This is a genomic window from Marinomonas spartinae, assembly GCF_016461715.1.
Lineage (GTDB): Bacteria > Pseudomonadota > Gammaproteobacteria > Pseudomonadales > Marinomonadaceae > Marinomonas > Marinomonas spartinae_A.
In genome coordinates this window covers 32,858-45,273 of sequence record NZ_JAEMUI010000026.1, presented here as the reverse complement: position 1 = coordinate 45,273, position 12,416 = coordinate 32,858, and the positions used below count along the sequence as shown (strand labels likewise).

Sequence of the window (12,416 nt, the reverse complement as noted above, 5' to 3'; positions counted from 1 at the left end):
ATGTTAAAAGCATTAAAAGCCAAAACCGATAAGCTAAAGCCTTGGCAGTGGTTTTGCCTGCTGTATTTAGGTGGTTTTATCGGCGTCGCCATACTGTCTCAAGTGATGAACTTGGCTATATTATTGTTTATTTAAAGATTTCGAAGGACGTAATGTATCGTTCGTTTTCAACCGCAAAGGCTGCCACTGGTAGCCTTTTTTATGATGAAGCCTTAATCTGTCTGTCACATTATTCGCCAATCTGTACATAGGCAAGTTCGTGGAAACATCGTAGAATCCCCCTCTATTTCTCATACCTGCTAAAGGGATTTACCGCATGACCCGTAAAGATATGCTGTTGGCACTGGCAATTATCGTTGCATGGGGCTTAAATTTCGTCGTCATCGCTTGGGGGCTAGATGGCCTGCCTCCCATGTTACTGGGCGGGTTGCGTTTTTTGATTGTCGCTGTGGTCGGCTCTTTCTTCTTCAAACGCCCCAAGACACCACTAAAATGGTGGTTTTGGTACGCTTTACCGATCAGTTTCGGACAATTTGCTCTATTGTTTACCGGTATGAAACTTGGCATGCCAGCAGGTCTCGCCTCTTTGGTTTTACAATCTCAGGCCATTTTCACCCTACTCTTTGCCGTGCTTTTCTTAAAAGAATCCGTTCGCCCCTATCAATTATTCGCCATTGCTATCTCTGCGGGTGGTTTGGCTTTTATCGCCCTATCGAACAGTCATCATGAAATGACGGCCATCGGTTTTGGTTTAACCATAGCTGCCGCCAGCTCTTGGGCGTTGGGCAATATCAGCACCAAGATCATTGGTCAAAAAGGCTATCACGCCAACGTTAACTTGGTCATTTGGAGTTGTTGGATTCCGCCCATCCCCTTCTTTCTCTGCTCTTGGTTTATCGACGGTCCAGAGGTGATCACACACAGCTTACTGAATATTAACTGGTCGACTGCAGCAACCTTAGCCTATTTGTCTATCTTCGCCACAGTGGGAGGTTATGGTTTATGGAGTTATTTGATGTCCCGTTATTCGGCAGCCACCATCGCACCACTCAGCTTAGGCGTGCCAATCGTTGGCTTAACGTCTTCGGCGATTTTATTAGGCGAAACCATTAGCCCCATGCAATGGATTGGCATCACCCTCGTACTATTTGGTTTGCTGATGAACACATTCGGTGGACGCTGGCTAAAGAAAATCAGTCAGCGTACCGCTTAAACGTCCTTTTGAAACAAAAGAGAAATCAACTCTTTCTAACTTGTTGCACGTCGATTTTATCCTTAAGGCGTGCAACGTAAGCCTGCCAATCGGCAATCTGAGTCACTAGGCTATTAAGCTACCGAACCACCCCAAGCTAAGGTCTACATAGAGGACATATCGAGTATATCCTTTAGTAACATCCCATCAGCTTTATAGTAGTGGTCGAGTACACTATAGTGATCTACATTAGGTACACTTGCATACTCAACGTCAAACCCCTTGCTCGATAAATGACTAGCATAAACCTTAGATTGACGATGAAACTCTTCAGACTCCAACGCCCCCACTCTGATTTTTACTGGAATAGGATAATTCGCTTCTAGATGAATAGGGCTTAAATCCTGTATGTCACGTTCAGACAATTGCAACACTGGCTGCAACCATGAGTACGGAAAAGGTCTTAAATCAAATAGCCCGCTGACCGCAAGCGCCCCTTTAATCACATCCCTTGGTAAGCCATACTCACCTTCCCAATCTGTCGCCAATAGCATCCCGACCAAATGTCCACCAGCCGAATGCCCAGAGATCGAAATGCGATTTCGATCAATATCCAGTCGGTCAGCGTTATGCCATGCCCAAGCCACTGCGGATCTCACCTGGCGAACAATCTCGGACATGCTCACTTTAGGACAAAGGGAATAATTAACGACCAGTGTCGTGACACCCGCCGGCACCAACTGACGAGCAACCAAGGCAAACTCTTTACTACTACAGGCTCTCCAGTACCCTCCATGGATAAAAATATGCAAACGAGCTTTTGACTCTTTTGCTTTAAATACCTCTAGGTGCTCATCTAAAGTAGGACCAAATGCTAGCGTTTCCGGTGCTCCCAATACATCACATGTGTCATCACTTTTTTTCGCAACACCGGCTAAAATAGAAGCGGCATCCTTACCTAACATAGGGTTATATTGCTCGTCTATTTCATGCTGACTGTTAAACTTTTGATACAACATTTGTCACTCCGAATATCGAACTAGGACATAAACTCAGTTCAACATTACCACTTAAAAATACGGAATCAGAGTCAAAGAAAGTGAAGGTATAAAGGTTATTAATAACAATCCATTCAGCTGACCACAGCGAAAGCCTGAATCCAAGTCCGCAGTGTGACACTTTTATTAGACGGAACCACCCGCTTGTACAATGGATTGGTATTATCCTCGTACTGCTTGGTCTACTGATGAACACATTGGGTGGGCATTGAATGACTCGTCGTCGAGCCAACCAACTATAAAACGATCTTTCTTTACTCTAACTCTGTGCTTTGCAAGCGGAGATAAGCGACGCTATCTTCTGTTGATGGGCTTGCTGCCATTCGGCTAAAGATTGCTCACTTTCTTTCGCCGTTTTGGCCTCAACTTTCGCTAATATCGCGTCCATCTCATCAGCTTTAATCACGACAATCCCCTCTTCGTCAGCGACGATGATGTCATCGTTATTGACGGTGATGCCACCGCACTGGATGGGTGTTTTCAGTTCCCCTAACTTGGCTTTTTTACCCGGCTTTGGAACGTTACCCCGAGCATAGACAGGGAACCCCATCTCACGAATCTCTGCCACATCGCGAATCACACCATCGATAATAAAACCGCTAATACCGCGCTCAGCCGCCGTCGCACAGACATTACCACCAGCAACCGCAAAGCGACTGACTGTCACCAGCGTCAACCACCAGTACCGAACCAGGCGGTGCTTGATAAATAGCGGCATGCACCATCAGATTATCACCAGGCTCACATTTGACAGTGAAAGCTCTGCCGACTAATCGTGGTGCCCCAGACCATAGCGGTTTTATGCCAAAGTCCATAAACGCATCGTCCGCAAGAAAATCAGCGTAGCTACAGGTAGAGAATGCCATTAACTTAGAGAGATCATCTATCATTTTATACGTCACCTTCTTCATAATTCGAGAGGTTTACAGGCCCTTCGTTACTTGTGCTCATCATTACCTTGCTGCGCGTCTAGCTTATCGGCTAGGCGTGATACTTGGGCTTGCAGTTGAGAGATCTGTTCCACCAGGGCTTGGTGGTTATTTTCTTGATTTTCCTGATCCTGTGCGGCGGTTTCTCGCGTCATGACATCCAAAACCACACCCACCATCATGTTTAAAAACACAAACGCGGTCAGAAAGATAAAGACAATATAGAAAATCCAGCTCAGTGGATAAACTTCCATTGTCTCGTACATGACATCCGTCCAGTCTTCGAACGTGGCAATACGAAATAAGGTCAGCATGGAGATCGCAATGTTCCCCCAAAGCTTATCATTCACTCCTTGAAAAAAGATCGACCCCACAGCACCGAATATATAAAAAATAATAAACATCAGCAATGCAATGTAGCCCATCTTCGGAATGGCTTTAAACAGAGCGTTAATAAGAAAACGCAGATCAGGAATGATGGAGACTAAACGTAATACCCGAAAGACTCTCAGCAACCGTGCAACCAACACCATGTCCGTGTCTGATATCGGTACCAAACTACCGACCACAATCACTATATCAAAAATATTCCAAGGCTCTTTGAAAAAGCGCACTTTGGATTCGCTAGCCAAAAAACGCAAACTGATTTCCAATAGGAAAAAGACGGTAATAAAGGTATCAAGATAGTTAATGGCTTTATCAATGCCATAGGGTAACGGGTAGGTTTTGGCGCCCACCGTCAACGCGGCAACAACAATAACACTGATGATAAAACCTTGAAAAACAACACTTCGTTCGACGCGTTTTATTGCGTCAAACCAGGAATGAGTACGACTGATTTCCATTGAATGCTCTACCTACTAGGCCCAAGAATACCTGTCTTAAAGACAAGCAAGGCCAGTGTAAGTTCATCAACATAAGAAGAAAAGAAGCGCTAGATAAAAAAAGCCCACCGTAGAGATGGGCCAAACCGCCGAGGGAGGAAACTGCATGCTTGAGTAGTGATTTTTTCAGTGCTTAGCCCCAACCCGCTGTCGATTTAATTTCAAGATAGTCGTGCAGTCCCCATTTACCATGCTCTCGACCATTACCTGATTGTTTATAGCCACCAAAAGGCGCTCTCGCATCCCAGGCTGCATTATTGATCCAAATTGATCCGACTCTTAAACGTCGTGCAATATAGCGTGCTTTTTCTAAGTCAGGACACTGAATGTAGCCAGACAGTCCGTATACCGTATCGTTGGCGATACGAATCGCCTCATCAGTATCTTGATACGAGATTAGCGTTATTACTGGCCCAAAGATTTCCTCACGCTCTATTAACATGCCGGGAACCACATCAGCAAAAACGGTGGGCTTGATATAGTAACCTGAATCCAAACCATCAGGTCGGCCCAGTCCTCCACTAACTAAGGTCGCACCTTCTTCAATGCCAGACTGAATCAAAGACTGTATGCGAGTAAACTGCAGTAGGTTAACAACGGGGCCAAGGCTCACATCTTGTTCTGGATGACCAACCGTATGCGCTTCAGCGGCTTCTTTGGCGTATAGCTTAGCTTGTTCCATTTTGTCAGCCGGGACCAATAAACGCCCCGGCGAACGACAAGCCTGACCACAGTTCACAAAACAAGCCCCGACCCCTTCGAATATCGCCGTTTTTAGGTCGGCTTCTGGGGTGACAATATTAGCCGATTTCCCCCCTAACTCCTGTGCAACTCGTTTTACTGTTTGTGCGGCGGTTGTCGCCACCGCAATACCTGCTCGGGTCGAGCCCGTAATAGAGATCATGTCGACATCAGGGTGCGCGGACAAGGCTTCACCAGCGACTTCTCCATAGCCTGTTATGTGGTTATAAACCCCAGCAGGGAATCCCGCTTCTTCAATAAGTTGGGCAAACAAAAGCGAGGATAACGGTGAATACTCCGATGGCTTTGCCACCACTGTACAACCGGCTGCCAAGGCCGGAGCGACCTTGACCACCAACTGATTCATCGGCCAGTTCCAAGGTGTGATCAAACCACATACACCAATTGCCTCGTAAGAGAACTGAGTATCGCCTTGCATAGTTTCCAGTTCTAATTCATCCAATGCATCAATCGCAGCTTCAAGATGAGCACGCCCCACCCAAGCCTGAGCATCTTTAGAAAAAGACAATACCGTCCCCATTTCTTTGGTCATCAGCGCAGCAATGTCGTCGTATCGCTCGTTATAGAGTGCTAATAATCGACGCAGAAGCGTCAGTCGTTCTGCTTTACTGGTTAATTGCCATGCATCAAACGCCTGTCGTGCGGCTTGAACAGCGGCATTCACATCCTGTTGATTAGCCATCGGAATGTCATAGAGAAAGCTTTCGTCTGCAGGATTAATGAGTTTATGCTTTTCCGTGCCATGCGGTGCTACCCAGTGACCATTAATATAAAATTTGTCGATATTGTTCATAGCAGTTTCCTTTTCAACGCAAAGACGTGGGTTTTAAGCCGAAACGCATCGACTCTTGCTGTAATTGCTCATAGGCATCAGGCATAGCATCTGGCCCCACCAATTTAAAGGTCAAGGCTGTCACCGGATGATCATTAATCAGTGTTGCCACTTGTTCAGAGACTTTTCCTTCAGGGTCGGAACCATTCAGGCGAGCAAACTTAATCGTCTGCACGTGTTGATATAAATCTTTACCTTTCGAGCTCACACTGTCTTTGCAAGCGTAACGGAGGCTCTCTTCATCTTGAGGATTCAATCCACTCCAACTGTAGGCAAGATATCTGGCCTGCTGTTCAAGCACAGGTAAGTAAGGGCCAATTTGCCCCCATAGGCCCATGAATGCTAAGTTCGGCACATCGGGATGGAAGGTATGGTTTGCTAAGGTAATGTGTTTACTGGACAGTTCTAGCTGCTGCCGTAATTCCATACTTAGAAATGGCAAGTTCAACTTATAACCCGTGCCAAAAATAATGCCGTCAAACTCTGCTTGACTGCCGTCCGTGAAATGGACGACTCGTCCTTCCACCTTGGCGATCCAAGGTTTGCAGGTAATCCTATTTTCTGCGATCAAATGCAAAAAATGCTGACTGCCCGTGGTACCTGCAACACGAACATCTTCATCAGGTTCTGGCGCACCATACCAAGCAGGGTTGCCAGAGTATTTCAGTATGAATTCACGGGTCTCTGCGGCCCACTCTTCAGCGCTTGCCTGTTCTTGCCAAAGTGCCGCACGACGAGTAAAGGCAAAACACTCAGTAGGTGTCCCCGTAATCAACTTAGGCATGACATAGCGCTGGCGGCGCATGGTCGTTGTCACACTTTCAGTTCCCAGCATGGCTAAATCTGAGGCAATTTCTAACGAAGAAATATTGCCACCAGCCACCAGTACTTTTTTCCCTCGGTAGCGCTCTGGATTGTCATAATGAAACGCGTGAATCACACCACAATCCCCTGAAAATTCAGCTAATCCCTCAATATTAGGGATGTCTGGATTGTTATAAGCCCCTGTTGCAATCACCACTTTATCAAAGGTCTTCTGTTCCACTTCACCATCATGATTGAGTTCAAGATGCCATGTACCATTCACTCGAAATAACGATGTAAGGCGCGTATTGATGTGAACCACGCCGGCTAAATCAAATACGTCCAAATACTCTTTTAAGTATTGCTGGATATCAGTGTTTTTCGGAAACAGGGAAATATCGTCTCCATGATCAAGATCAGAAAAACGCGTCACCATTCTCGCTGTATTAGTACGCATTTGAGGCCACACACCAGAATTAGGATTCATACAGGCCCACTGCCCACCAACTTCACTATGGCTTTCATAAATCACCGGGACGAAACCTTGAGATTTCAAATAGCGAGCAGCCACGATGCCACTTGGGCCTCCCCCAATAATTGCTACCGATTCCATAATGATCTCCTTAGTGAAAGTAAATCCCACCGCAAACATTCAGTGCTTGCCCGGTCACAAAAGAGCTTAGGTCAGAGGCAAAAAATACCACTGGGCCAACAATATCACTTGGCTCACCAAGGCGTTTAAGTGCTGCGACCTCCTTCCAATGATTAATCGCCTCCTCAGACCCCAGATTATTCTTACCCATTTCCGTTAAAATGATACCTGGGCAAATAGCATTGACGGTTATACCGTCCATGCCCGTTTCTTGAGCATAAACACGAGTTAAGGTGACCGCTGTCGCTTTCGTTGCAGCATAATGCCCTTGTGTTGGCACACCTTGTCGAGCCGCAATCGACGCAATATTGATAATCCGTCCATTCTTCCGTTGTCGCATCTGAGGCAAAACCGCATTGGTCACAAACAATAGGCCTTTGCCGTTAACAGCAAAATGCGCATCCCAATCGCTTTCGCTAAGCTCTTCCAACAATGACGGTTTAAGAATGCCAGCATTATTCACCAACACATCAATATGCCCTGCCTGCTTCGTCGCTTGGGCCACCATGTTCTCCACTGCACTCTTATCAGTAATATCAACGCCAAATAGACAACATTTACGACCTAGCTTTTCGATCGCAGACTGGACTTCACTTAAGCCTTTTGATTCACGCGGCAAATCGCAAATAATCACATCTGCCCCATGCTGAGCGACCCCTTCCGCAAGCGCTCGGCCTATTCCTCGACTGGCCCCTGTCACCAAAACGACTTTATTTGTTAAATCAGACATAACGAACCTCTTATTTTTGTTTTAAAAGTAGTCAACATTTAGTGCGATTCTGGTATTGCTAACACGGCGCTTTAAGCGTTTTTAATGGCCAGCTATTCATTGCATGCAAAGTATCATCAAAGGATATCAGCTTGCCATCAGACCCCAGCCCCATAGCCACTTTGGCCGCTACAGCACCAGCAAAACGGACACTCTCTTGCAGCGTCCAGCCTTTGGCTAATCCCACGATGACACCTGCGGAAAAACTATCGCCACACCCCGTGGTATCCACAACCTCAATGTCATGAGCCGCTAAGGAAAAGGGCAAACCTTGGTCTGGATCGACATATACGCCTTCCGACCCCATAGTTAAAATGACATTCTTCACGCCTCGTTCTTTAAACCACCTAGCAACCTCAATAGGCGATGCCAAGCCAGCCATAGCCGAGGCTTCTTCTATAGAAGGAATGAAATAATCAATATAAGAAAGTAAGGGGAGAACCAGTGCGGTGGTTTCCGGTGTCGCTTGGATTAAATCGAATGTGGTGATACGGCCAAGTGCTTTCGCTTTTTGCATAAAATTCAACGTGTTGACGCCATCGAATGTTTGCAGTAACCCTGTACCACCAATATGAATAATGTTAGCGTCCAGCGCCGCTTCCATATCTTCTTCAGCCACATCAAACGTTGCCGCAGTTCCAGGTACATGTAATGCTGGACGCTCACCATTCGGCCGAACCGGTAAAATGGTTGCGGATGTTTGTACGCTGTCGTCACGTCTAACCAATGCTGTATCAAGACCAAACAGGTTCATCTTATTGATCAAGAAATCGCCCATTTCGTCGGTACCAACGGTACTCACCATGCGCGTATTTAACCCCAAAATGGCACAGTCAACAGCGGTCGCGGCGGCGGTCCCCGCCACGGTCATTCGTATTTGCTCGATAAAATCAGCGTGTCCACCTTCGGGAATACGACTCACTGGGTAACCTAAAATATCAAGAACAGCAAAACCCACAGAACTCACGTCAAAACTTGGCATTTTATTCCCCTTATTCCGTACGTTTACGAAGACCAAAAGACAGACCCAACACGATGAATACCAGTACACCGATGCCCACTTGTTGCCAGAAGAAATTCCAGCCAACCAGTAACAACCCATTTCTCAACATCGCTAAAAGCAACACACCTAAAATCGTTCCGAAGACAGAAGGCTTGCGCTCTTTACTAATCGCAGTTCCGATGAAGGTAGCCCCAATGGCATCAAGCAAAAACGCGCCGCCAGCCAACGGGACGTAAGAACGAACCGTCGAAGAGAGCAAAATCCCTGCAATACCGCAAAGTACAGAGCATGAGACAAACACTAAGGTAAGTTGCAGCGGCACACGAATACCGGAATATTTAGCCACACCGGCTTGAGCTCCTAAGGCATTCACATAACGACCAAATTTCCCTCTGTGTAACGCTAAATACACTGCCACAATACAGACGACAAGCACCCAAACAGGTGTAGGAATACCAAACAAAGATGTGCCAGTAATCGCATCAAACGGTGCCGAAAAAGCGCCTGTTGTCAGATAGATGGGGGATCCGCCATGCGTGGCTAGTTGCTGTACGGACTTACCAATAAACAACACACCTAATGTTGCTAAGAAAGGGTCGATTTTGAGTTTATTTATCAACAGGGAGTTGGTTAGCCCGACACAAGCCGCTACCAAAATGCCGACAATGACAGCCAAGACGGCGTTAAAACCAGCTCCAATCATCATGATAAATGCCATTGAAGCAAGGTCAATGGAAACGCCCACCGACAAGTCAATGCCACCAGAAGCAATCACAATAGTCATTCCCAATGATACGATAGCTAGCAGTACCACTTTATTTGCGATCAAATTCGCAAAGTTATCAATGCTTAAAAAACCATTAGCCACCACTGAAAACACAACAAATATACAAATAAAAGCGACATAAACAGAATAATTTGAAAGCAACTCTACTGAGAGTTTTGGGGCAAAATTCTTATTATTAACAGTCATATTGTTTCCCCTATGATTTTTTAGCAAATGAAGTCATGGCGACCACCACCAGAATAAGGGCACCCTGAACGCCGCTCACCCAATAGGAAGAAATCCCCAAAAGTTGGAAGCCATTCGATAAAGCACCAATGAAAAGCACCGCTAATAAAGTACCGCCAATGGTAGGTACAAAGCGTCTTGAAAAGACTGTGCCCAACAATGCGGCAGCCAATACAGGAAGCAATAACAAACCAGTCCCTGGCGTTGAGGAACTTAATCGCGAGACAATTAATATCGAGGCGGCACCAGCCGCAAACCCAGAGAACAAATAACTTCCATATATGTAGCGACCAGTATGAATTCCCACGGATTTTGCGGCTTCGAGGTTTCCCCCAACCGAGTAGAGTCGCAACCCCAAAGGACTAAAATGAATAATGCAAACCATCAAAATGGAGCCAATAATGAGACACCAAGCTAACGCACTAATCCCCAGAAATTTATCAAAAGCAAGCATATCTAAAACAGGAGAAGAGGCTCCAATAACGGTATTTTGCGTGACGACCAGCTCTAAACCTGCGGCGATATTCATAACTGCAAGCGTACTTAATAACGGCATAATACGCAGTGTCACCACCGCAAAACCATTCAGAAAGCCGATGCCCAGGCCTGTTACAATGGCTGCCGGAATCGCGACACTATCACCATATCCCCCTTCTAATAGCACGGAGTAAACAGCAGTACACAACCCAGCATTAGCAGCGATAGAAAGATCAATACCTCCTTTTTGTACATCCGTACCCGTACCAATAAACACCACGGTAATACCAAAAGCTAAAAAGCCTAGAATCGCAGATTGCTCAACAATGTTTAGAATGTTGTAACTAGACGTAAAACCTCTCGCCGTTGCGGCAAAAAAGATCATGATGCCTAGAAAGGCGGCAAATGCGCCCAACCGTATCGCCATTTTTTGTAGGGTATATCCATTTGAACTCGTGTCAGTTTTATCGGTTTGGAGTTTCATAGGGCACTCCTATTTATGGTTATTTTTTTACCGGATACAGCGGCAAGTAGTTGCTCAGCATCAATCTCTCCACCCTTGTATTCACCAATCATTTCACCTTTATAAATCACCAAAATGCGATCACACATTTCAGCCACTTCTTCAAAGTCTGATGAGACAAAAACAATGGCTTTTCCCTCTGAAGCTAAACGATTAATCAAACCATAAATTTCAATCTTAGAACCAACATCAACGGCTACAGTCGGCTCATCTAATAAGTAGACTCGGCTATCACAAGATAACCATTTTGCTACAACCACTTTCTGTTGATTCCCACCAGAAAGATTACTCACCAACATATTTCCACTTGGCGTTTTGATACCCAATTCTTCAATTAAAGCATTAACCGACTGAGCCTCTTGCCGTCGATTAATAAAACCACCCTTAGAGATGTTGTTCACTGAGGCTAATGAGATGTTTTCAGCAATGGAAAGACTAACCGCAACACCGTGAGCTCGCCGATCTTCAGGTATCATAGCAATGCCATTTTCAACAGCATTAACCGAGCTATTTAACTGATGAGTCGTTCCATCTATAGCGATTGAACCACTGTCAGGAGGTGTTAAGCCAAATAAGCTCTGTAAAACTTCTTTATCACCAGAACCTAATAATCCTGCAATGCCAACAATTTCCCCAGCGCCCACGTTAAAAGACACATCTTGATAATGATTTTTGAGGCATAAGTTGTTCACTTCCAAGACAGGAGACCCTACTTTAATGCTTCGTTTAGGGTACATTTCTGAAGTATCCCGATTAGTCATCATAGTAACGATTCTTTCAATGCCCACTTGTTTAGGAGAGACTTGTCCCACATTTTCACCATTACGTAGCACGGTCACCGTGTCACAAATATTTTCAATCTCTGACATGTAGTGGGAAATGAAAACAATGGCGATACCCTCTTCTTTAAGACGACGTAATACCGTAAATAAGCGATCCACTTCTTTCGTCACCAACGCGGCGGTTGGCTCATCAAGCACCAGTACTTTGGCCTGTTGGCTCAATGATCGGGTAATCTGCACAATTTTTTGTTGTGCTGTAGAAAGGTCAGCAATCAACGTACTAGGATCGAGATCCAAATCGAAATACTGCTTTAACAGCTCAGCGGCTTGAGCATTCATTTTGCGATGATTGATGAAAGGACCAAATCTTGGTTCGTTACGCAAGAAAATCGCTTCTGCAACTGTGGCGGTGCTTACTAATAAACGATCTTGGTGGATAAAATGAACGCCGCACTCTTCAATCGATTTCGGTGTAATACTTTTTAGTTCTTTCCCACCAACAAACACGGAACCCTCATCGTGACGATAGATCCCCGCCAACACTTTAATAATAGTGGACTTACCCGCGCCATTCTGCCCAACAATGCCATGGATAGTGCCATACTCAATAATCAGTGATGCCTGATTTAGCGCTTTGACTGGCCCAAATACCTTGGATACACTTCGCATTTCTACTGCGATTGAATTCATGTGCTTCCCCCTAGAAATCAGCGATTAAACATGACTCGATATCCTCC

11 protein-coding genes and 1 pseudogene are annotated in these 12,416 nt (G+C 45.5%); 2 read left to right on the top strand and 10 right to left on the bottom strand.

Annotated features, from left to right (window positions below):
- Positions 1–135 (top strand): hypothetical protein, encoded by a 135-nt coding sequence (locus JHD45_RS22455; protein ID WP_267905994.1) that lies wholly within the window; start codon positions 1–3, stop codon positions 133–135.
- 181 nt (positions 136–316) lie between these two features.
- Positions 317–1,213, top strand: coding sequence for an EamA family transporter (locus tag JHD45_RS19390; RefSeq protein ID WP_199478129.1), 897 nt, complete (start codon positions 317–319; stop codon positions 1,211–1,213).
- A gap of 143 nt (positions 1,214–1,356) precedes the next feature.
- Here JHD45_RS19390 and JHD45_RS19385 read toward each other — a convergent pair whose 3' ends face one another.
- The 10 genes and pseudogenes from JHD45_RS19385 to JHD45_RS19340 form a co-directional block, all read right to left on the bottom strand.
- Entirely contained in the window at positions 1,357–2,211 is an 855-nt protein-coding gene (locus JHD45_RS19385) for an alpha/beta hydrolase (protein ID WP_199478128.1), read from the bottom strand.
- Positions 2,212–2,509: 298 nt separating this feature from the next.
- Positions 2,510–3,065: pseudogene (locus tag JHD45_RS19380) on the bottom strand (RraA family protein).
- A gap of 122 nt (positions 3,066–3,187) precedes the next feature.
- Positions 3,188–4,024: an ion transporter gene (locus tag JHD45_RS19375; protein WP_199478127.1), complete on the bottom strand. Its 837-nt coding sequence runs from the start codon at positions 4,022–4,024 to the stop codon at positions 3,188–3,190.
- A gap of 172 nt (positions 4,025–4,196) precedes the next feature.
- Positions 4,197–5,618: an aldehyde dehydrogenase family protein gene (locus JHD45_RS19370; protein WP_199478126.1), complete on the bottom strand. Its 1,422-nt coding sequence runs from the start codon at positions 5,616–5,618 to the stop codon at positions 4,197–4,199.
- A 13-nt stretch (positions 5,619–5,631) separates the two neighbouring features.
- Positions 5,632–7,074: a flavin-containing monooxygenase gene (locus JHD45_RS19365; RefSeq protein ID WP_199478125.1), complete on the bottom strand. Its 1,443-nt coding sequence runs from the start codon at positions 7,072–7,074 to the stop codon at positions 5,632–5,634.
- A 10-nt stretch (positions 7,075–7,084) separates the two neighbouring features.
- Positions 7,085–7,843, bottom strand: coding sequence for an SDR family NAD(P)-dependent oxidoreductase (locus JHD45_RS19360; RefSeq protein WP_199478124.1), 759 nt, complete (start codon positions 7,841–7,843; stop codon positions 7,085–7,087).
- A 58-nt stretch (positions 7,844–7,901) separates the two neighbouring features.
- Positions 7,902–8,864: a carbohydrate kinase family protein gene (locus tag JHD45_RS19355; RefSeq protein WP_199478123.1), complete on the bottom strand. Its 963-nt coding sequence runs from the start codon at positions 8,862–8,864 to the stop codon at positions 7,902–7,904.
- Between the two features lie 10 nt (positions 8,865–8,874).
- Positions 8,875–9,858: an ABC transporter permease gene (locus tag JHD45_RS19350; RefSeq protein ID WP_199478122.1), complete on the bottom strand. Its 984-nt coding sequence runs from the start codon at positions 9,856–9,858 to the stop codon at positions 8,875–8,877.
- A 10-nt stretch (positions 9,859–9,868) separates the two neighbouring features.
- Positions 9,869–10,858, bottom strand: a complete 990-nt coding sequence (locus JHD45_RS19345) for an ABC transporter permease (RefSeq protein WP_199478121.1) — start codon at positions 10,856–10,858, stop codon at positions 9,869–9,871.
- Positions 10,855–12,369 (bottom strand): sugar ABC transporter ATP-binding protein, encoded by a 1,515-nt coding sequence (locus JHD45_RS19340; RefSeq protein WP_199478120.1) that lies wholly within the window; start codon positions 12,367–12,369, stop codon positions 10,855–10,857. Before JHD45_RS19340 ends, JHD45_RS19345 begins: the two co-directional genes overlap by 4 nt.
- Between the last annotated feature and the right edge of the window lie 47 nt (positions 12,370–12,416).